The organism is Pseudomonas sp. Soil_N_39, from assembly GCF_057655955.1.
In genome coordinates, this window is sequence record NZ_JBDGLI010000003.1 from 302,964 (window position 1) to 323,914 (window position 20,951).

Here is a 20,951-nt window from a genome sequence, read left to right on the forward strand (position 1 = left end):
GGGCGATAGGTGAAAAGAGGGCGCAAAGTCTAACAGGGCGGGGCAGTTTGAATAAGAGGAATTATCGTTTGGTTTAATGAGATCGTGCTTGCCGTTGGGTACGGCCACGTCGCTCACCTTGCCTTGTTTGATTTCCAGTGGCGAGGGAGCTTTTGTGGCGAGGGAACTTGCTCCCACTCGGTTGCGCAGCAACCGTAAAATCTTGGGGCTACTTCGTAGCCCAGCGGGAGCAAGCTCACTCGCCACAGGTTCATTTTTGAACTTAAGGTAGTACCACGGCCCCCGGCACCAACGGCAGTTCCAATGTCGCAATGAAGCCGCCTTCGGGATGGTTACCTAATACCAGCGCACCGCCATGGCGTTCGGCGGCACGGCGTGCGATGGCCAGGCCCAGGCCATGGCCGGCGGCAGTCTGGCCGGGGGCGCGGTAGAACGGTTCGCCCAATTGCCCCAGGTGTTCGGCCTCCACGCCGGGCCCGTGGTCGCGCACGCTGATCAGGATCCGTTCGCCCTGGCGCACCGCGCGCATCTCGATCGATGGCCCGCTCGGATTGAAGCGCTGGGCGTTGCGCAGCAGGTTGTCCACCGCCCGCTCGATCATGGTCGGCCAGCCCTTGAGGGTCAGGTCCGCCTCGGTTTCAAGCTGCACGGTTTGCTCCGGTGAAGCCAACTGCGCATCTTTTTGCAGGGTGACCAGCAAACCGTTGAGGTCCACCTCTTCGGCGCCGGCGTTGTCGGCATCGACCCGGGCCAGGACCAGGATTTCGCTGATCAGCGCCTCCAGGCGATCGCATTCGCGGGTCAGGCGCGGCCAGAGTTTTTCACGTTCCTCGGGGCTGGCCCGTTCAGCCAATGCCAAGGCAATACGCAGTCGGGCCAGGGGCGAGCGCAGTTCGTGGGACACGTCGCGCAGCAGTTGGCGCTGGCTGGCAATCAAGCTTTGCAGGCGTGCGCCCATGCGGTTGAAGTCAGTGGCCAATACGCCGAATTCATCCCGACGATTGGCCAGTTTGGCGAGGCTGTTCTGTTGGTAGGTGGCTTGCCCCAGGTCATGCACGGCGCCGCGCAGGCGACTCAGTGGACGGGTGATGGAGAAGGTCACCAACAAGCTGAACAGTGTCAGCACCACCAACGCGATCCCCAGTGCACTGAGGGGCAAGAGCAGGCTCTCGCGGTGCCAGGCGTCCAGTTCAGGATGGGGAATGCGGTAGATGAACAGGTAAGTGTCGCCGGTTTTGGCGCTGGTGAACTCGTCGGTCAGCCGCCGCCAGGGCAGGCGCTTTTGCCGTGCCTCGAAGGCGGCGGCGCGAGGCGGGAAGGTGCCGCGTACCACCGGGTCACCGCTTTCGTTGAGCACCTGGACGTCGATGCGATACTGGCGCTTGCGTTGTTGCAGGATGTCCTGGGCGGCGTCCTCGCCCTGACTTTCATAGGTTTGCGTCCATTCTTCGGCCAGGGTGTTGAGGCCCGGGTGGCGGCTGAGGATCCAGGCGTCCTGGTTCAGCATGTGGCCCATCAGGATCGAAAGCCCTGCAACCAGGGTGATGGCCAGCCAGAAACTGGCCAGGATGCGCCAGAACAATGAACGCACGATAAATCCTCGAAAACAAAGAAAGCCCAACGGCGATGGGCCGTTGGGCTGGGGAGCTTCAGTGCATTATTGCGCTTTTTGCGGTTGTTGCGCTTTCCAGGCCTTGAACTCAGCCCACTCGGCGCGACGTTCGGCCTGTTTCTTCTGGATCGCGTCGAATTCTTTTTGCTGCTCAGGCTTCAGCAGTCCACGGATCTGGGCATCGACCTTCTGATGCCGGGCTTGCATTTCGTCCTGCATGGCTTTCTGGTCGGCTGGCGACAGTTTGGCCAGGTACTTGTCGACCAGTTCCCATTGTTCGTGGCGCTGTTCGCCCATGATATGGCGAATCTGCTGGCGTTGTTCGCGGCTCAGGTCCAGTTGGCTGTAGGGACCTTTGTCATGCATTTGGCCGCCGTGGCGTGGGCCGTCCATCGGCCCCATCGGGCCGGGGCCTTCGGGCATGGCCATGGCGACGGTCGGCAGGGCGGCAGCGAACATCAGAGCGATAAGGGTCTTGCGCATGGTGTGTCTCCTTGTCTCATTCCCGGTCAGTTCCGGATGTGTGCAGATTACGGAGATCAAGGTCAGCGGCGGTCAGGGGGGCGTAAAGCTTGGGTAAAGACGGTTTGGTGCGGAGCTGACAAATCTGCAGGGCCAAACACTAAACCCTGTGGGAGCAAGGCTTGCCCGCGATGAAGATAACACGGTCTCTGAGGGAGCCGAGGTGTCTGCATCGCGGGCAAGCCTTGCTCCCACAGCTCAGCGGCGCAGTGCTTAGAGGCTGTAGTAGTAACCACGGCTACGCAGCGCCACGATGCGCGGACGGCCGTCGGGGTGGGGGCCGATTTTCTTGCGCAGGTTGCTCACGTGCATGTCGAGGCTGCGATCGTACAGGGTCAGTTTGCGGCCCAGGGCGATCTGCGCCAGCTCCTGCTTGTCCAGCGGCTCGCCCGGCTGCTTGAGCAGTGCTTCGAGCAGGCGGCTTTCGGAAACGGTGAGGGTCTGTTCCTGTTCGTCGATGCTGACCACGCCACGCACCGGGCTGAAGGTCAGGTCACCCAGTTCGATCTGGCTGGACACGGCCGTCGGGTGGCTGCGGCGCAGCACGGCGCGCAGGCGGGCGGTCAATTCCCGTGGGTCGCAGGGCTTGGCCAGGTAGTCATCGGCGCCCAGTTCCAGGCCAAGGATACGGTCCAGCGGTTCACCCCGGGCCGACAGCATCAGCACCGGCAATTCCGGGTGATCGGTGCGCAATTGCTTGAGCAGTTCCAGGCCACTGCCGTCGGGCAGCATCACGTCCAGGACCACGGCAGCCGGGGCGGTTTCGGCCAGGGCCTTGCGGGCACTCTGGCCATCGTGACAGGCGCGGGCCTGAAACCCTTCCTGGCTCAGCCAACTCACGAGGAGCTCACACAGCTCCTGGTCATCATCTATCAGTAACAGCTCGCTCATGACTCACTCAATTTAGCCATTGCCGACGTTGTCTACGTCCACCGCTGGCAAAGATACCGCAGAGCAAGGCCAATAGCGCTACCCCGGCACCAATGACGAACCATTGCTGTTGATCGGTCAGCAGGCGCGGCAGCGGGCTGGCCTGGGCTTCCTTGAGTTGCAGCTTCAGGCGCTGGTTTTCCTGGCGCAGTCGGGCCAGCACCGCGCTTTCGCGTTCGCTGTCGGCATTTTTCAGTTGTTTGCTCAGCTCTTCACGCTGGCGCTCGCTGTCTTTCAAGCGTTGCTGCAATTCAGCGATCTGGCCGCCGGCGCTCAGGGACAAGGGCGCCGAATGACTGCCCTCGGTGCTTTCCTCGCCATGGGCGGGCGCTCCGATCGCCAACGAGACCAACAACAGGCACAACGGACCTTTGCGCATTGCAACTCCTGAATTCCAATCGAGATTAGACAGGTTGTCGGCAGGCAAATGAGAAAGATGAGCAACTGAGCGCAATGAGCCGCGCAGGCTCATCGCGCCAGGGGGGGTTACGGCAGGACTTGCTTGAACGGCTTGACCACGACATCGGCGTAGACGCCGGCCGCCACGAACGGATCGGCCTTGGCCCAGGCTTGTGCGTCGGTCAGGGAGGCGAATTCGGCTACGATCAGGCTGCCGGTGAAACCCGCGGCGCCCGGGTCATTACTGTCCACCGCCGGGTGCGGGCCGGCCAGCACGATACGACCTTCGGCCTTGAGCTGTTGCAGGCGCTCCAGGTGTGCCGGACGCACGGCCAGGCGTTTTTCCAGGGAATCGGCGACGTCGGTGGCAATGATTGCGTAGAGCATGTCAGTCCTCGGTTTTAGGCGTGGTGGGGTCGGCATCGTGCAGGTGACGGGACAGGTAGATGCCCTGGCCAATCAGGAACAGCAGCGTCATGCCCAGGCTGCCGAAGACCTTGAAGTCGACCCAGTACTCCTGGAACGTGAACGCAACGAACAGGTTGGCGGCGCCGCAGAACAGGAAAAACGCGATCCAGGCGATGTTCAACCGGGTCCAGATCAGTTCCGGCAGGTTGATGGCGTGGCCCATGATGCGCTTGATCAGCAGGCGATCACCGATGAAGTGGCTGCCGATGAAGGCGAGGGCGAACAGCCAGTTGACCACCGGGGCCTTCCATTTGAGGAAGGTTTCGCTGTGGAACGCCAGGGTCAGGCTGCCGAACACAAGGCAGGCGATCAGGGTCAGCCACTGGCTCTTCTCCAGCTTGCGCTGGGACACGAACAGCGCGCCGTAGACCACCAGGGAGCTGATGATCAGCACCGCGGTGGCGCTGTAAATACCGCCTACAGTCAAGGAGTGACCGGCGAAATCGACGGCCCGGGGATCAAGTTTGTAGACGATGAAAAACAGCAGGAGCGGGATGAAGTCGATGAATTGTTTCACAGTGGCAGCCAGAAGCAGGATGTGGCGGCATAATAACAAACATCCTTGGCCGCGATAGGGCCAGCTGATTTGAGGTAACAAACTCTCGTGAATGTTGATTTGCACTGCCATAGCACGGCCTCCGATGGCGCCCTGGCGCCTGCGGTTCTGGTGGCGCGGGCGTTCGAGCACGGCGTGCGAGTCCTGGCCCTGACCGATCACGATACCCTCGAAGGCCTCGACGAGGCCCGCAGCGCCGCCACGGCGTTGGGCATGCAGCTGGTCAATGGGGTCGAGCTGTCATGCACTTGGGGCGGGGCGACCATCCATGTGCTGGGCTACGGTTTCGATGTGAATGCGCCAGCGTTGGTCCAGGCCATCGCACAACTGCGCGACGGCCGCTGGCTGCGTTCCGAAGAGATCAGCCGCAAGCTGGCCCTCAAGGGCATGCCCGGTGCGCTGGACGGCGCCCGGCAGATGCAGCAGGAGCTGGGCGACAGTGGCAACGCACCGGCCCGGCCACACTTTGCCGACTGGATGGTGCGCGAAGGGTTCGTCAAGGATCGCGCCGAAGCGTTCCGCAAATGGCTGGGGGCCGGCAAGCTGGGCGACGTCAAGCAACATTGGCCGACCCTGGAAGATACCGTCGCGACCCTGCGAGCCGCTGGCGCCTGGGTCAGCCTGGCGCATCCATGGCACTATGATTTCACCCGCAGCAAGCGCCGCCGTCTGGTCGCCGACTATATTCAAGCAGGGGGCCATGCCATCGAGGTGGTCAACGGCCATCAGCCTGCCGAGCAGGTGGGCAGCTTGGCGATCCTGGCCCGTGAGTTCGGCCTGCTGGTCACCGCCGGCAGTGATTTCCATGGCCCTGGGGGCTGGTCCGAGATAGGCGAATACCGCCCGTTGCCGGAAGATCTGCCACCACTTTGGTGTAGATTCAAACATGATCTCGTTACCGCCGCCGTCTGAACAGGTAGAACATGTGAGTCAATTTTTCCAGATTCATCCGGAAAACCCGCAAGCGCGCCTGATCAAACAGGCTGTGGAAATCATTCGTGGCGGTGGCGTGGTGGTCTATCCCACCGACTCGTCCTACGCCATCGGTTGCCAGATCGGCGACAAGAATGCCGTGGAGCGTGTCAGACGCCTGCGTCAACTGGACGACAAGCACAATTTCGCGCTCATCTGCAGCGACCTCTCGCAGTTGGGCCTGTTCGCCAAGATCGACACCGGCACCTTCCGCTTGCTCAAGGCGCATTTGCCGGGGCCGTACACGTTCATTCTCAATGCCACGCGGGAAGTCCCGCGGCTGTTGCTGCACCCGAAAAAACGCACCATCGGCCTGCGGGTGCCGAGCCATCCCATCGCCCTGGCACTGTTGGCGGAGCTGGGTGAGCCGCTGATGAGCGTGACGCTGATCATGCCTGGCGAGACCGAGCCGTTGACCGATCCCTATGAGATGCGCCAAATACTCGAGCATCAGGTGGATCTGATCATCGATGGCGGTTTTGGCGGCATGTCGGCGTCCACGGTGATCAACCTGGCCGATGGCGAACCCCAGGTGGTGCGCGTCGGTTGCGGCGATCCGACGCCGTTCATGGTCGAGGCCTGAATGTCCGCCGTGGAAACCGCGGTGGACAATGCCGACAGCCAGGCTGGCGCGCAGCAGGAGTTGCCGTTCGCCATGGTCTATGGCCAGGCGGTCATGGAAATGCCCCTGGACTTGTACATTCCGCCGGATGCGCTGGAAGTGTTCCTCGAAGCTTTCGAGGGCCCCCTTGACCTGCTGCTGTACCTGATCCGCAAACAGAACATCAACATCCTTGACATCCCCGTGGCGGAAATCACCCGCCAATACATGGGCTACGTCGAGTTGATGCAGTCGGTGCGCCTGGAACTGGCGGCCGAGTATCTGGTGATGGCGGCCATGCTCGCCGAGATCAAGTCGCGAATGCTGCTGCCGCGCTCGGCGGAAGTCGAAGAGGAAGAGGACGACCCGCGGGCCGAGTTGATTCGGCGCTTGCAGGAGTACGAACGCTTCAAGGTCGCCGCCGAAGGCCTCGATGGCTTGAACCGGGTGGGGCGCGATGTGGTGGTGCCCAAGCTGGATGCGCCGGAAGCGAGGGCGCGCAAGTTGCTGCCGGATGTGAGCCTGGAAGAGCTGCTGATGTCCATGGCCGAGGTCCTGCGCCGGGGCGATATGTTTGAAAGTCACCAGGTCAGCCGCGAAGCGCTGTCCACCCGCGAGCGCATGAGCGATGTGATGGAACGGCTCAAGGGCGGCGGTTTCGTGCCGTTCGTCGAGCTGTTCACCGCCGAGGAAGGACGGTTGGGGGTGGTGGTGACGTTTATGGCGGTCCTGGAATTGGTCAAGGAATCCTTGGTCGAGCTGGTGCAGAATGAGCCGTTCGCAGCGATCCACGTGCGGGCACGAGCCGAATAACGAGCAAATCAATGAATCTGACTGAACCCCGCGAGCTGGCCCCCTTGCTTGAAGCTTTCCTGTTGGCCTCGGGAAAGCCGCAATCGATGGAGCGCCTGTTCGAACTCTTCGAAGAAGGCGAGCGGCCCGAGCCAGCCGTGTTCAAGAAAGCCCTGACGCTGTTGGGCAAGTCCTGCGAGGGGCGGGCTTTCGAACTCAAGGAAGTGGCGTCCGGTTATCGCCTGCAGATCCGCGAGAAGTTCGCGCCCTGGGTCGGGCGCCTGTGGGAGGAGCGGCCGCAGCGTTACTCCCGCGCCATGCTCGAAACCATGGCGTTGATTGCCTATCGCCAACCGATCACCCGCGGCGAGATCGAGGATGTACGGGGCGTGGCGGTCAACAGCCATATCGTCAAGACGTTGCTGGAGCGCGAGTGGATCCGCGTCGTCGGCTATCGCGATGTGCCGGGCAAACCGGCGATGTTCGCCACCACCAAGGCCTTTCTCGATCACTTCAACCTGAAGAACCTGGATGACCTGCCGCCCCTGGCCGAACTGCGGGAGCTGGAACCCGAACCGATGCTGGAGTTCGACGACGTCCCGGTACCCCAAGGCCTGCAGGAACTGGCCGACGCCAGTGCCGAGCCTGAGGAGCCGAAGGAAGAGACCAGTTTCCACTCGTTGTTGCTGGAGCTGGACACCATGGAGGAGGGTTTGAAGACCGATTTCGACGACTTGCTGCGTGAGGGGCCTGGCCTTGAGGGCGAGTCGGATGAGTTGGCGGAGCCCAATAGCCCGGTGGAACCTGCACCAGAGCCAGAGCCAGAGCCAGAGCCAGAGCCAGAGCCAGAGCCGGAAGCGGAGTCGGAACCGGAAGAAGACATCCTCGGCGTTGCCCAAGCCCGGGAAAAACTGCTGGCCGCCGTCGCCGCCCTCCAGCCGCCGGAACCCGAACTGAGCGATGAAGAAGCCGAAGCCCGTGCCCTGGCCGAAGCGATCGAGAACGAACGGCGCCAGTTCGACGACTGATTCAACTGGTTTGGAAACGCTGGCTGATCCACCGCCGTCCCCTGTGGGAGCCGAGCTTGCTCGCGATGACGGAGTAACATTCAGCATAAATGCAGGCTGACCCGCCGCCATCGCGAGCAAGCTCGGCTCCCACAGGGGGCTTCATTAAGTCCCCACCAAACGGGAAGCCACCGGTCGGCGGAAAATACGCCGGGCGCTCGTCGATCAGCTAGTCTCTGATGCGCAATCGCCTTAACAGGCGTATGATTCGCGACCCTTTGGCGATCCCTTCGTCGAAGACCCGTTTTCAAAGCGTCAGGCCAAGCCTGACCCGACCACACCGGGAGGTGCCCAGAATGAAAGACCTAGACCAGAACGACAGCCAGGAAATCGGCCCAGCAGGCGAGAAGCTGCAAAAAGTCCTCGCCCGTATCGGCGTCGGTTCGCGCCGTGACGTGGAAGCCTGGATTACCCAGGGCCGGATCAAGGTCAACGGCAAAGATGCCACCTTGGGCCTGCGTGTCGACATGCACGACGCCATCACCATCGATGGCAAGGTGATCAAGCGCGAAGAGGCCGCCGAAACGGTGCGCCGCGTGATCATGTACAACAAACCCGACGGCGAAATCTGCACCCGTGACGATCCGGAAGGTCGCCCGACGGTGTTCGACAAGATGCCGCGTCCGAAAGAAGGCCGCTGGATCAACATCGGTCGCCTGGACATCAACACCACCGGTTTGCTGATGTTCACCACCGACGGTGAGCTGGCCAACCGTTTGATGCACCCGTCCTACGAGATGGACCGCGAATACGCCGTGCGTGTGCGTGGCGAAGTCGACGACGAAATGATCGAGCGCCTCAAGGCCGGTGTTGTGCTGGAAGACGGCCCGGCGCGTTTCACCGACATCAAGCAGGCGCCCGGCGGTGAAGGCTTCAACCACTGGTATCACTGCGTGGTGATGGAAGGCCGTAACCGTGAAGTGCGGCGTTTGTGGGAATCCCAGGGGCTGGTGGTCAGCCGCCTGAAGCGCGTGCGTTTCGGCCCGGTGTTCCTCAATTCCGACCTGCCGATGGGCCGCTGGCGCGAAATGAGCCAGTATGAAGTCGACATCCTCGCCGCCGAAGTGGGTCTCAAGCCGGTGGCAATGCCGCAGATGACCGCCAAGAGCAAGGACAAGCTGGAGCGGATGCAGCGTAAATCCTCGCGCCCGATGGGCAAGACCGAGCGCGTGCGTACGCTGCGTCCGGCTGCTGAAGGTGTGGCGACCGGTCCGCGTCCTTCTCGCGAGCCGCAGATCGAAGGTGAACGCCCGGCCCGCAAGCCTGCACCTCGTCAGGACGGTGAGCGTGGTCCTCGCACGCCGCGTCCGGCCAATGGTCGGACCGAGCGCGGCGAAGGTCGCGGTGCTCCGGCGGGTCGCGGTACGCCAGTCGCCGATCGCCCGGCCGACACGAAGCGTCCGGCCAAGCCGGCACCGAAAAAACGCCCGGGTATCGTCCTGGCCGACCGCGACACGCCATCGGGCAAGCGCCGTGGTGCCCCGGCAGGTTCGGGACAGCGTCCGGGGTTTGGGCGTCGTAAGCCGGAGTGATCGGCAGCCGCCCATGAAAAACGCCAACCTTCGGGTTGGCGTTTTTTTTTGCGCTGGCTTCGGTGTTGGGGCGCGGGTGAGTACGCCATCGCGAGCAGGCTCGCTCCCACAGTTGCATGGGGAGGTTCACAGATTCGGCGCCTGGCTCAGATCTACTGTGGGAGCGAGCTTGCTCGCGATGGCGGCGGTCCAGTCAACATCACCTTTTCAAGCAGACCGCTATCGCGAGCAAGCTCGCTCCCACAATGGGATGGTGTCGACCACAAATATCCTTATCCGCTGAAGATCAACTGTGGGAGCGAGCCTGCTCGCGATGGCGCCAGTGGCCTCGCAATAAAACTCAACCTAAAGCACAAACCGCCCATCAAACATCGGCTCATTATCCAGCGCCAGCATGCCTTTCTCGAAAATCAGATCCAGGTGATGGCTGCCCTTGGCCCCGCCACCCAGTCCCAGGTGCAGGCCGCAATGGCGCTCCTCGAAACCGGCATTGCGGGCGTACAGGCTCTTGACCCCTTCGTTGGTGCCGATCCCCAGTTCCTCGATGCGGCGGTTGGACGGGTTGGCGTCCAGGTATTTATTGAAGTCGTGCTCCAGGCCCGGCACGTCGGTGGCGATTTTCTGGATGGTGGAGTCTTCGATCCACAGCTCCAGCGGCGATTGCAGTACGCCGTATTTGCGTGCGAACGGGATGGTGCTCAGGAACGTGCCGACGAAATTCACCCGGCCATTGATGGTGTCGCTGTGGGTGGCGATTTCGCCGGGGGCCAGGTCGTAGTTGCCGAGGCCGTTGATGTCGGTCCATTTCTTCACGCTGCCCAGGGCTGTGTCGAAATACGAACCGTGGTCATCCTGGAAACTCAGGGTCGTCGCCTGGGACATGCGCCGGATCAGGTGACTGTTGAGCCCGGCGATGCGCTGGGGAATCACGCTGAAGGTGTCGTAGAAATAATCGCCGTAGTCCTTGAACAGCAGCGATTTCTTCCAGTTGTCAGCCATCACGCCCTGCAGCGCGCGGACAAAGTCCGGGCCGTCGGGACGCGGGTTGGGCAGGGTGGAAGAGTCGTAGAAAAAAATATACAGATCGCTGTCTGCAATGGCCTTGGACAGGCGCTCTGTGGACTCGAGGTCCAGGCGCATGGCACTGAACCGAAAATGCGAGCCGCTGCCCGCCTGTTCGGCAATGGCGCCGGTCAGCGCTTCGTAGTCAGCGGTATGACCGAGCAACACCTTGGCGGGTTGAATGCCGGCCAGGGCGGGATGGTGTTCGAGGTAGTAAAGGAAATGTGAGATGGCTCGTTGTGTGTCCATGCTTATTCTTCCCTGACAAGTTCATTTAACTTCCCTGACAACCGGCAAGTGGCGGAGTCGACCGGCCGGATCGCCTCCGCCGGGCAGTGCCTACAGAGGCCACATCGCCGTGCCGAACGGAACGACGGCGTCGGCTTGCATCATTTCAACGGCGGCTTCATGGGTAGGGGCTTCAAACCATTCGTCCAGTTGCAGTTCGGTTTCCAAGTCTTTGTCCAGTGCTTGCATAGTGAATCTCCTAGATGACTTTTACGGAAATCAACGGCCCGATTCGGCGAGTGTAAACAGGCCGGCAACGGCACCGCAGAACTTGTCGGCACGATGCCTTGGCAAGTCGCTGAAAACCTAGTCGAGGGGTTTTTGGATTGCAAAAAAATAATTTTATTTTTTTCGTTTGAACTTTTTGTTCCATTTTCGCCGAAGAAATTACTTATTCAAAAACAGTTGGCTGTGTAGTTTTTTACTTAGGTAGCTAGCTACCGTCAATTTGCAGTCGGCTTACAGAAAATTCCTACATGGCAATTTTGCGTTACGGCTTGTAAAGAAATGCTGACGATTTTTGCCTATCAAGCCGGTTTGTCCCGGTGTTTGGCTGCGCTGTAAGAAAAAGCTGCCGAAGAGGTCGGTTTGACGGGTTTTCCGACACTTCGCAGCGCTTGTTTCAAACCGGCGGGACGGGTCAGATGCGCGGCAGACCTGAAGTACGGGGTGCGCGGATGTCTGGTCGCGGTGGGGCAGCGGTGTACAATGCGCCGCGTTTTACTGTGACCCTTCGCGTACCCACGCATTTTCAAGGTTATCCGCCTTGTTCACTCCGCCATGCCACGAGCGTGTCGGGTTCGATTTCGTCACAGATAAAAACAAATAGGTGACGCATGACCGTTGTAGAAAATACGCATTCAGGCGAGCTGAAACGCGGCCTGAAAAATCGACACATTCAACTGATCGCCCTCGGTGGCGCGATCGGCACCGGCCTGTTCCTCGGCTCGGCGGGGGTGCTGAAATCAGCCGGCCCGTCGATGATCCTCGGCTACGCCATCTGCGGCTTCATCGCCTTCATGATCATGCGCCAGTTGGGCGAAATGATCGTCGAAGAGCCGGTCGCCGGGTCCTTCAGCCACTTCGCCCACAAGTACTGGGGCGGTTTCGCCGGGTTCCTGTCGGGTTGGAACTGCTGGATTCTCTACATCCTGGTGGGTATGTCCGAGCTGACCGCGGTCGGCAAGTACATCCACTATTGGGCCCCGGACATTCCGACCTGGGTGTCGGCGGCGGCGTTTTTCATCCTGATCAATGTGATCAACCTGGCCAACGTCAAAGTCTTCGGCGAGGCCGAGTTCTGGTTCGCGATCATCAAGGTCGTGGCGATTGTCGGCATGATTGCCTTGGGCAGCTATTTGCTGGTCAGCGGCCATGGTGGCCCGCAGGCGTCGGTGACCAACCTGTGGTCCCACGGTGGGTTCTTCCCCAATGGCGTGAGCGGCCTGGTGATGGCCATGGCGATCATCATGTTCTCCTTCGGTGGCCTGGAAATGCTCGGTTTCACTGCCGCCGAGGCCGACAAACCGAAAACCGTGATCCCCAAGGCCATCAACCAGGTGATCTACCGGATTCTGATTTTCTACATCGGCGCCCTCGTGGTGCTGTTGTCCCTGACCCCTTGGGACAGCCTGCTGACCACACTTAACGCTTCCGGCGATGCCTACAGCGGCAGCCCGTTCGTGCAGGTGTTCTCGATGCTGGGCAGCAACACTGCTGCGCATATCCTCAACTTTGTGGTGCTGACCGCCGCGCTGTCGGTGTACAACAGCGGCACCTACTGCAATAGCCGTATGTTGCTGGGCATGGCCGAGCAGGGCGATGCGCCCAAGGCCTTGTCCAAGATCGACAAGCGCGGCGTACCGGTGCGTTCGATCCTCGCGTCGGCAGCGGTCACGCTGGTGGCGGTGTTGTTGAACTATCTGGTCCCGCAGCATGCGCTGGAGTTGCTGATGTCCCTGGTGGTCGCGACCCTGGTGATCAACTGGGCGATGATCAGCTATTCGCACTTCAAGTTCCGCCAGCACATGAACCAGACCCGCCAGACGCCGCTGTTCAAGGCGCTGTGGTATCCGTACGGCAACTACATCTGCCTGGCGTTCGTGGTGTTCATCCTGGGTGTGATGTTGCTGATCCCTGGCATCCAGATCTCGGTCTATGCGATTCCGGTGTGGGTGGTGTTCATGGCCGGGTGCTATTGGATCAAGAACAAGCGCAGTGCCCGGCATGAGCTGGCGGTGGCAGCGGCTGCCAAGTAAGCACGAAACCCTGTGGGAGCGAGCTTGCTCGCGATGGCGTTGGGTCAGCAGTATCAATGGTGACTGACACACTGCAATCGCGAGCAAGCTCGCTCCCACATTGGATCTTCAGTGTTCACAGTGTGTGTGGTCGCCACCGCTGCCACAGGGGGCAGGTGTTGTCTGGGGGATTCGCGGTATCCTGTGGGGCCTGATACCGGACACTTTCCATGCTGGTCATTTCCAACACCGTGCACATCCCGGACGCCGAGATCGAGCTGACGGCCATCCGCGCCCAGGGGGCCGGGGGGCAGAACGTCAACAAGGTCTCCAGCGCCGTGCACTTGCGCTTCGACATTCCGGCCTCGTCGCTGCCCGAGTTCTACAAGGAGCGATTGCTGGCCCTGCGCGACAGTCGCATTACCAGCGACGGTGTGCTGATCATCAAGGCCCAGCAATACCGCACGCAGGAACAGAACCGGGCCGACGCGCTGGAGCGCCTGGTCGAACTGATCCTCAGCGCCACCAAGGTTGAAAAGAAGCGTCGCCCGACCAAGCCGACCCTGGGTTCGAAAAAGCGTCGCCTGGAATCCAAGACCAAGCGCGGCTCGATCAAGGCCGGCCGCGGCAAGGTGGATTTCTAGTTTTTCTCCCGCGCTTCACGGTACCGAGGCGCCTGCCGGTACAGGTAGACACTCAGTGCCAGCCCGCCCAGAGCCGCCAAGGCGGCGAACAGAAAGATCGAGGCAAAGCCGAAACCCGCCGCAATCGCACCGGCCAGCGGACCGGTGATCCCCAATGACAAATCAATGAACAGTGAATAAGCGCCCACCGCCGCCCCACGGCTGGACGCTGGCACCAAGTTGACCGCTTCCACCCCCAGCGCCGGAAACACCAGGGAAAAGCCGAAACCGCTCAACGCCGCGCCCGCCAGGGCCCATTGGGCATCCGGTGCGAGCCAGAGCAGTAACAAGCCGAGGGTTTCCACCGACAGGCAGGCAATCGCCACGCGAAAGCCGCCCAGACGGTTGATCAGGTTGCCGAACAGCAGGCGCGCGCCGATGAAGCTGGCGCCGAACAGGCTCAGGCACAGCACGGCGTTGTCCCAGTGCTGCGTGGCGTAGTACAGGGTGATGAACGTCGCGATGGTGCCAAACCCGATGGAGCCCAGGGCCAGGCCGCAGCCGTGGGGCAGTACACGCCCCAATACATGCATGAACGGCAGGCGCTCGCCAGCGACGATGGGTGCCGCAGTCTTACGCCAGGCCAATGCCAGCCCCAGCAAACCCAGCAAGATGATGCTGACGCCCATGCTCCACAGCCCCAACGCATTGACCAGCCACACCCCCAGCGGCGCACCGATCGCCAACGCGCCGTAACTGGCGATACCGTTCCAGGAAATCACCTTGGCGGTATTCGCCGCACCGACCCGACCGATGCCCCAGCCAATCGAACCCGAACCCACCAGGCTTTCCGCGCTGCCCAGCACCAGGCGGCCGATCAACAGGCTGATCAGGCTGAACGTTGGCAGGTGGGGTGTCCAAGCCGACACCAGCATGAACACACCGCTCAGCCCGCAGCCGGCGAGGCCGAACATCACCGCGCGCTTGCTCCCCAGGTTGTCGATGATTCGCCCTGCGTAAGGGCGACTGAGCAGGGTGGCCAGGTATTGCACGCTGATCACCAGCCCGGCGATCACCGCGCCGAAACCCAGTTCGCCGTGGACGAAGCCGGGCAGCACGGCCAGGGGAATGCCGATATTCAGGTAGCCGATGAAGGTGAACAGGACGATGGAAACGACTTGCAGCGTGACCGCCAGGGGGCGCTGGGAATCTGACATGGGGAAAAGGTCCACGGAGCAGCAGGATAGATAGGCTGCTTATGATAACGGCGGCCGTGGCGTCCGAGCGCAGAAAAGCAAAACTATTTGCCCAATGGTGATTCAGCTGTCGTGCTGTCCGCTGATCAGGCGCGTGGTGACCAGCGCGGCGATGGCGTTTTCTTCGCTGCCGAAACGCGCCAGCAGGGCCGCTTGTTTCTCGGCGGGAAGGCGGGTCCAGATTTCGACCATTTTCTCGGCGGTGCCGATCAGGACGCTGGCCTGGGCTTCGCTGAAGGGTGGGGTGTCATCGCTCATGGGGGGCTCTGGATTCAGGCAGTGTGGAAAGCGCATCTTAGCGCTTTCCACACGGTCTGGTGGTGCGGGTCAATCAGTCTTCGCTGTCGGCCTGGCGGCGTTCAGTGGGTTCCTTGGGCTCGGGTTGCTGGGCATCAGGTTGCCCCCCGGCTTGTAGCGTGGTCGTCTGCTCAGTGTCGTGCAGGCTTGGGAAGGGGAGATTAGGGATCTCGTGCATATCGCGCTCCTCGCAAAGTCTGTGGATAGATCTGGTAGATCCGCGCTTTTACAAAGCCTGGGCAGGATACAGCAGGAGAAATGACAAAAAGACTTTTAAATCCCGTCGGGCCGACAAAAGGGATTGTCTGGACAGGTCATGTCCAATCAGCGAAAACGCCGTCGCTACCGGTGGTCGCCAAGGCTCAAGAACACGGCTTATGGGCCGATGTCATGCACATATCCTCCACATTCGGTTGCAACAGTGGGGCCTGGACATGGAGGTTCTTTATTCGAAGAGATTGACTCCATGTTTCTACAAAAATCCCTGAAAGCCCAGATTCTCGCCTTGCTGAGCGGCAGCCTGCTGACCATGTTGCTGATCGCCTTGGCATCCTTTCACTTCCTTTCCGATGGCATCCAGAATTATCGCCACCTGATCGATGGCCCGTTGCATGCCTCGCAATTGATCGATGAGGCCAACGTGCAATTCAAGGTCCAGGTCCAGGAGTGGAAGAATGTGTTGCTGCGCGGCAAGCAGCCGGCAGACCTGGAGAAATACTGGAAGCAGTTCGAGGCGCGTCAACACGATGTCCAGGACATTCTTGGCCGGTTGACCACCCACGACGGTGTCCCGGCGCAGATCAAGACACGCATCGAACGGCTGCGGAGCGAGCATGTGCAGTTGGGCGCGGCTTACCAGAAGGGCCGTGATGCGTTTGTGGCGGCGGGCGGCGATGCTGCGGCGGGTGACGCAGCGGTCAAGGGCGTGGACCGCGCGGCCAGTGAGCAGATGAGTGAGTTGGTGGTCGAGTTGCATAAACTGGGCGATGAGCAATCGGCGCTGATCAGTTCCGGTGCCGATCGCACGATCATGTTGGGTACAGTGATCATGCTCGTCTCGGGGCTGCTGGTCGGGTTGTTGAGTGTATGGCTGGTCAACCGCAACCTGGTGCAGCCCATCCGTAACCTGATCGAGTACGTGACTCAACTGAGTCGCGGGCGTTTCGCCGAGCGTGTCACGAGTACGCGCCAGGATGAACTGGGCGACCTGGCCCTGGCGGCCAATACCTTGCGCGATTTCCTTGCCGAAACCTTCACGCGCCTGCAACGCAGTGCCACGGAGCTGGACAGTGCCAGCGGTGAGCTCAATGCCATCGCCAGCCTGATGAGCCAAGGCACCAGCGAACAATTCGAACGCACCGATCAGGTGGCAACGGCCATGAACGAGATGTCCGCCACCGCCCAGGAGGTTGCTCGCCATGCCGCCGATGCGGCGCGGGCTGCCGATGATGCCGATCATTCGGCGCAGCAGGGCGAAAAAGTGATGCAGGGCACTATCCACACCATCACCCAGATGCGTGGCGAAATTGCCAACACGGCCACGGTGATCCGTCGTCTGGAAACCGACAGCGGGCGCATCGGTAAAGTGCTTGAAGTGATTCGCGCGATTGCCGAGCAGACTAACCTGCTGGCGCTCAACGCTGCCATCGAAGCGGCACGGGCGGGTGAGGCCGGACGCGGTTTCGCGGTGGTCGCCGATGAGGTTCGCAACTTGGCGCAGCGCACGGCGTCATCGATCATCGAGATCAATCAGATCATCCAGACCGTGCAGACTGGCGCAGTGGACGCGGCCCAGGCCATCGAAAGCGGGCAGTCGCGCAGTGAAGAAAGTGTCGAGCAAGTGACCCAGGCCGGCGCCATGCTGGAACGCATCACCCAGGCGGTGGAAGCGATTCGCGACATGAACCGCCAGATCGCTACCGCCGCGGAAGAGCAGACCTCCGTGGCCGAAGACATTTCGCGCAACCTCACCGAAATCACCTGCATCGCCAGCACCAACCTCGACAATGTGCAGCGCACCGAAGCGGCCAGTCGGGATTTGCATGGGCTGTCCGGGCAGTTGAATGAAGTGACGGCGCGGTTGAGTGCCTGATGGTATTGACCTGTTTGCAATAGGCCTGATTAACACCTGTGGCGAGGGAGCTTGCTCCCGCTGGGCTGCGCAGCAGCCCCAAGGCCATTCAACGCGGTGGGTCAGGAATAAAACGGTTGGCAGCTTTTACGGCTGCTGCGCAGCCGAGCGGGAGCAAGCTCCCTCGCCACAAAAGCTTATGCGAACCCGAGGTGGATCAATTTCAATAATCGCGCCGCTTGCGAAACGCCCATCGGCCTGCAATCACGGTGAAAGTTGCCACCAGCGCCACCAGGATCCAGAAACCCTCGGGATCACTGGCCAGCGGTACGCCGCCAACGTTCATGCCGAAAAAACCGGCAATGATGTTGATGGGTAACGCCAGCACCGTGACCACCGTCAGGGTGAACAGCGTGCGGTTGCTTTGTTCGTTGAGGTTGGCGGCGATCTCTTCCTGTAGCAGCTTGATCCGCTCGCCCAGGGCGGTGAGGTCGTTGATGATCAGGGCGAACTCCTCGGTAGACTTGCGCAGTTCCTTGACGTCTTCCTTCTGCAACCATTGCGGTGGGCGGTTTAGCAGGCGCAGCAACGAGCCTGGCTCCAGGGCCAGCAGGCGTTGCAGGCGCACCAGCACGCGGCGTTGGGCACCCAGCTCGGCGCGGTTGTTGGACACGCGCGAAGACAGCAACTGGTCTTCGATCTGGTCGACGCTGAGGCTGGTCTTGCGCACGATCTGGGTCAGCACTTCGCCTTGGTCGCGCAGCAGATGCACCAGCAGTTCCAGTGGCGAGCGAAAGCACTCGCCGGCCTTGACCGATGAGCGCAGCTTGTCGACCGAGTGCAACGGTTGCAGGCGCGCGCTGATGATCAACCGACTGTGCACGCACACCCACAATGTCGATACATCCGAGGACACCAGGTTACTGAGGTTGAACACCACATCGTTCACTACTGCCAGCAATGCCGAGTCCACATGTTCGATGCGAGTCGAGCGCGAGCCTTCGTGCAGGGCTTCGAAGAACTCCTGGGGCAAGGCCAGGTGACTCTTCATCCAGCGCTCGCAGGCCGCGTGAGCCAGGTTCAGGTGTAGCCAGAGGAATTCGTCGGCGTCTTGCGGTTGTTGCAGGCTTAGCAGGGCTTGGGCCGAATCGATCTCCCGACCACGCTCGCCGGGGCGGAAACGAAACCCGTAAAGCAGGCCGAACAGGTCCGGATCGCGATGGCTTTGGTCGATGCTGTGGTTCATGAGGGCTCGCTGGCGGGGAGTGCCTGTCGCAGCGGCTACAGGTTCACTTGAGCGGCATCATTGCAGGGTTTTTTGAAGGTTTTGTGACGGTTGAGCCGCGGCGCTCAGACCCTGCAACGGTTTACAGGCGCACACGAAAAAGCCGCGCAACTTGAAAGTTGCGCGGCTTCTTAAATCCATGGATCAAGTGTCTTGCTTGTTCGACAGGACTTTGCCGGTGGTTGCATCGAAATCAACGTCGAACTCTTTGCCGTCGGCAGTTTTCAGTTCCACTTCATATTCGTAACCGTTGAAGTGATTGTCCAGATCGGTGTCGGTGATGGTGGCGCCTGGGTGCAACTTCAGGGCTTCCTCATTCATCGATTCAAGGGACTTGATCTTGCCGTCCTTGACCAATTGGGGAACCTGATCGATTCGTACATCCGCCTGGGCCAGGCCAGCGGTGAGGGTCAGGGCGGCAGCGGTGAACAGGGCAGTCAAAGTTTTCATATGTCTTTCCTTGTGTCGTTAAAGGGTGAGTCGTTTAAGTGGGTTCAGATTATCTGTGGCAACTTAATTCACCCTTAATTCGAAAAAACTTGAAGCAAGTCTCCTGACGACCGTCTTCCGACTCAGTAACCGTTCTTCTCCAATAGTTGCGTCACACTGCCTGTTTCGGGACGTTTGAAGTATTTGAGCAGTTCACTGGATCGATTGGTGAAGATGCCGTCGACGCCGGCCTCCATCACTTTCTTGAAGTCCACCGGCTCATCCACGGTGTAGACATGCACCAGCAGACCCTGGTCATGGGTGTACTGGTTCATCCACGGTTGCACCAGGTCCGAGTAACTCTGGCTGCCGCCATGGGTCAACGCCGCCGAAGGACCAGTGCCGATGGCGCCATGGGCCTTGGCATACTGGACCCACTGCTCGAACTCGGCCTTGTCCTTGGGTTCCTGCTTGGCGTAATAAACGGCCTTGTCCGTTTCGCCGGACTCAGCAAACGTCACCTTGGACTTGGGTTCGATGTTGCCTTCGCCCACCCACAGCAGCAGGATCTTCGGCACCTTCGGCATCTCTTTGTGCAGCAGTTCGAGACTGCTTTTTTCAAAGGTCTGCAAGACCACTTTGCCCTTGCCCTGGCCGACACCGATGGCGCGCTTGGCCAGTTTGGACCCGGCGGGGCTCAGCCAACCGCGGTCCTGCAGTTTGTCCTTCAGGTCGCGCTCTATGCCGGGGAACAGCTTCGGCTCCTTGGTCTCGATGTACAGCCCCGGTTTTTGCTGCGGATTGCCCTCGGCGATGTTGATTACTTCATCGAGGGTCAGGATTTTCAGGCCGACGAACGAAGGGCGAGCGCGGTCCGGGTAGGCAGTGTTGAACCAGCTGCCGGCATCGAGGGTTTTGAGTTCCGCCATGGTGAATTCGTTGGCGGTGCTGTCCTTGCGTTCGGGAAACTTGCTCGCGACATCCGTGGTGCGCAGCAGGCTGTCATCATGCAGGACGAACAACACCCCGTCCTTGCTGCGTTGCAGGTCCAGTTCCAGGTAGTCGGCGCCCAGATCGCGGGCCAGCTTGTAGGCGGCGGCGGTGGATTCTGGCGCGTCGAACGAGGCGCCGCGGTGGGCGATGACCGCCGGGTGTGGAATGCCTTGAAGGGTTGCCAGGGCCTTGGGGCTCGGGGCTTCGGAGGCTTGTGTCTGACCGAAGCCGAGCAACAGGCTCAGCACCAAGGCGCTGCGGGTGAAGGTGACAGGCATGCTCGAGATCCTTTCGTCGGGGGCAAAAACCTATCTTTTAACAACTGAACGCTGTTGGCGCTATCGCTACGCCGACATAAACCTATGCAAAGCGGATTTTTCCCACGCATTTCCAGGCCGCTTTGCAGTACCCTTGGCCGCACCAGTTCCCCGGCAGAGGGAACCTTAAAGTTCGTTTGCCCTGCGTGTAAACCATCGATCAGGCGTCCCGAGGGACGCATCCATGAGGTTTACCATGCGCACCACTTCGACATTCATCTGCCAGGCCGCCGACCAGCTCAAGGGATTTGTCGGCCTGAACCGCAAGACCGGCCAATACATCGTGCGGTTCAGCGAAGACGCCTTCGGCATGGACGTGGCCGACGACGGCATCATCCCCACCTGCGAATTTGTCTGGCTCCCTGTGGCAGACGGCACCATGGCCCTCAAGCGCGAGCGAATCCAGCTGCTGTTGGACCAGAACATCGACGACCGGATCAACCTCACCGAACCGTTGCGGGTGTACATGGCCCGCAGCGACCTGCCGGAAATCGTGGCGGTGCGGCAATTGGTGGAAAGCTGAAGCCACGACCGTGAGTTGAGCAAGATCCCCTGTGGGAGCAAGGCTTGCCCGCGATGGCGGCGGCACATTCAATATCGCTGCAAGCTGACCCACCGCTATCGCGAGCAAGCTCAGCTCCC

The 20,951-nt window shown here is 60.8% G+C and carries 23 protein-coding genes; 9 read left to right on the forward strand and 14 right to left on the reverse strand.

Features of this window, described 5'->3' with window-relative positions:
* Positions 1-262: 262 nt before the first annotated feature.
* The 6 genes from AC3A5O_RS06150 to AC3A5O_RS06175 all read right to left on the reverse strand — a co-directional run bounded on the left by AC3A5O_RS06150 (position 263) and on the right by AC3A5O_RS06175 (position 4,448).
* Complete coding sequence (locus tag AC3A5O_RS06150) at positions 263-1,591, reverse strand: sensor histidine kinase (protein ID WP_122569323.1); 1,329 nt, start codon at positions 1,589-1,591, stop codon at positions 263-265.
* 66 nt (positions 1,592-1,657) lie between these two features.
* Positions 1,658-2,095: a Spy/CpxP family protein refolding chaperone gene (locus AC3A5O_RS06155; protein ID WP_487752950.1), complete on the reverse strand. Its 438-nt coding sequence runs from the start codon at positions 2,093-2,095 to the stop codon at positions 1,658-1,660.
* A gap of 252 nt (positions 2,096-2,347) precedes the next feature.
* The gene (locus tag AC3A5O_RS06160; protein WP_122569321.1) at positions 2,348-3,025 is read right to left on the reverse strand and encodes a response regulator transcription factor; all 678 of its coding nucleotides are present in this window, start codon (positions 3,023-3,025) and stop codon (positions 2,348-2,350) included.
* Between the two features lie 7 nt (positions 3,026-3,032).
* Positions 3,033-3,443, reverse strand: coding sequence for an SH3 domain-containing protein (locus AC3A5O_RS06165; RefSeq protein ID WP_122569320.1), 411 nt, complete (start codon positions 3,441-3,443; stop codon positions 3,033-3,035).
* A 107-nt stretch (positions 3,444-3,550) separates the two neighbouring features.
* Positions 3,551-3,850, reverse strand: a complete 300-nt coding sequence (locus AC3A5O_RS06170) for a YciI family protein (RefSeq protein WP_122569319.1) — start codon at positions 3,848-3,850, stop codon at positions 3,551-3,553.
* A 1-nt stretch (position 3,851) separates the two neighbouring features.
* Entirely contained in the window at positions 3,852-4,448 is a 597-nt protein-coding gene (locus tag AC3A5O_RS06175; RefSeq protein WP_003204874.1) for a septation protein A, read from the reverse strand.
* Between the two features lie 87 nt (positions 4,449-4,535).
* Between AC3A5O_RS06175 and AC3A5O_RS06180 the strand changes: the two genes are divergently transcribed.
* From AC3A5O_RS06180 to rluB, 5 genes are all read left to right on the forward strand, one after another.
* On the forward strand, positions 4,536-5,399 hold the full coding sequence (locus AC3A5O_RS06180) for a PHP domain-containing protein (protein ID WP_487752951.1): 864 nt from the start codon (positions 4,536-4,538) through the stop codon (positions 5,397-5,399).
* Positions 5,400-5,412: 13 nt separating this feature from the next.
* Positions 5,413-6,042 (forward strand): L-threonylcarbamoyladenylate synthase, encoded by a 630-nt coding sequence (locus AC3A5O_RS06185; protein WP_053124883.1) that lies wholly within the window; start codon positions 5,413-5,415, stop codon positions 6,040-6,042.
* Entirely contained in the window at positions 6,043-6,873 is an 831-nt protein-coding gene (locus tag AC3A5O_RS06190; RefSeq protein WP_487752952.1) for a segregation and condensation protein A, read from the forward strand.
* Positions 6,874-6,884: 11 nt separating this feature from the next.
* On the forward strand, positions 6,885-7,880 hold the full coding sequence (scpB, locus tag AC3A5O_RS06195; RefSeq protein WP_487752953.1) for an SMC-Scp complex subunit ScpB: 996 nt from the start codon (positions 6,885-6,887) through the stop codon (positions 7,878-7,880).
* A gap of 335 nt (positions 7,881-8,215) precedes the next feature.
* Positions 8,216-9,451, forward strand: a complete 1,236-nt coding sequence (gene rluB, locus AC3A5O_RS06200; protein WP_122569315.1) for a 23S rRNA pseudouridine(2605) synthase RluB — start codon at positions 8,216-8,218, stop codon at positions 9,449-9,451.
* Between the two features lie 345 nt (positions 9,452-9,796).
* Here the strand turns inward: rluB and AC3A5O_RS06205 are convergent, their stop codons facing one another.
* A complete protein-coding gene (locus AC3A5O_RS06205; RefSeq protein WP_122569314.1) occupies positions 9,797-10,762 on the reverse strand; it encodes a M29 family metallopeptidase in 966 nt (321 codons plus the stop codon).
* Positions 10,763-10,852: 90 nt separating this feature from the next.
* Complete coding sequence (locus AC3A5O_RS06210) at positions 10,853-10,990, reverse strand: hypothetical protein (protein ID WP_003178782.1); 138 nt, start codon at positions 10,988-10,990, stop codon at positions 10,853-10,855.
* Positions 10,991-11,637: 647 nt separating this feature from the next.
* Between AC3A5O_RS06210 and AC3A5O_RS06215 the strand changes: the two genes are divergently transcribed.
* Together AC3A5O_RS06215 and arfB are read left to right on the forward strand one after the other, a co-directional pair.
* Positions 11,638-13,059: an amino acid permease gene (locus tag AC3A5O_RS06215; RefSeq protein ID WP_122569313.1), complete on the forward strand. Its 1,422-nt coding sequence runs from the start codon at positions 11,638-11,640 to the stop codon at positions 13,057-13,059.
* A gap of 209 nt (positions 13,060-13,268) precedes the next feature.
* Positions 13,269-13,682, forward strand: coding sequence for an alternative ribosome rescue aminoacyl-tRNA hydrolase ArfB (gene arfB, locus AC3A5O_RS06220; RefSeq protein WP_045156713.1), 414 nt, complete (start codon positions 13,269-13,271; stop codon positions 13,680-13,682).
* On the opposite strand, the gene AC3A5O_RS06225 is transcribed toward arfB, so the two are convergent.
* The 3 genes from AC3A5O_RS06225 to AC3A5O_RS06235 form a co-directional block, all read right to left on the reverse strand.
* Positions 13,679-14,878 (reverse strand): MFS transporter, encoded by a 1,200-nt coding sequence (locus AC3A5O_RS06225; protein WP_305490985.1) that lies wholly within the window; start codon positions 14,876-14,878, stop codon positions 13,679-13,681. The genes arfB and AC3A5O_RS06225 overlap by 4 nt on opposite strands.
* A gap of 102 nt (positions 14,879-14,980) precedes the next feature.
* Entirely contained in the window at positions 14,981-15,211 is a 231-nt protein-coding gene (locus AC3A5O_RS06230; RefSeq protein ID WP_305468183.1) for a hypothetical protein, read from the reverse strand.
* Between the two features lie 37 nt (positions 15,212-15,248).
* Entirely contained in the window at positions 15,249-15,392 is a 144-nt protein-coding gene (locus AC3A5O_RS06235) for a hypothetical protein (RefSeq protein WP_305468182.1), read from the reverse strand.
* Between the two features lie 288 nt (positions 15,393-15,680).
* On the opposite strand from AC3A5O_RS06235, the gene AC3A5O_RS06240 reads away from it, so the two are divergent.
* Positions 15,681-17,306: a methyl-accepting chemotaxis protein gene (locus AC3A5O_RS06240; protein ID WP_305468181.1), complete on the forward strand. Its 1,626-nt coding sequence runs from the start codon at positions 15,681-15,683 to the stop codon at positions 17,304-17,306.
* Between the two features lie 202 nt (positions 17,307-17,508).
* Here AC3A5O_RS06240 and AC3A5O_RS06245 read toward each other — a convergent pair whose 3' ends face one another.
* The 3 genes from AC3A5O_RS06245 to AC3A5O_RS06255 form a co-directional block, all read right to left on the reverse strand.
* On the reverse strand, positions 17,509-18,531 hold the full coding sequence (locus AC3A5O_RS06245) for a transporter (protein ID WP_122569310.1): 1,023 nt from the start codon (positions 18,529-18,531) through the stop codon (positions 17,509-17,511).
* 183 nt (positions 18,532-18,714) lie between these two features.
* Positions 18,715-19,020, reverse strand: coding sequence for a PepSY domain-containing protein (locus tag AC3A5O_RS06250; RefSeq protein WP_245138134.1), 306 nt, complete (start codon positions 19,018-19,020; stop codon positions 18,715-18,717).
* A gap of 122 nt (positions 19,021-19,142) precedes the next feature.
* Entirely contained in the window at positions 19,143-20,270 is a 1,128-nt protein-coding gene (locus AC3A5O_RS06255) for a glycerophosphodiester phosphodiesterase (protein WP_122569308.1), read from the reverse strand.
* Positions 20,271-20,505: 235 nt separating this feature from the next.
* Between AC3A5O_RS06255 and AC3A5O_RS06260 the strand changes: the two genes are divergently transcribed.
* A complete protein-coding gene (locus tag AC3A5O_RS06260; protein WP_122569307.1) occupies positions 20,506-20,832 on the forward strand; it encodes a DUF2025 family protein in 327 nt (108 codons plus the stop codon).
* The last annotated feature ends 119 nt before the right edge of the window (positions 20,833-20,951 follow it).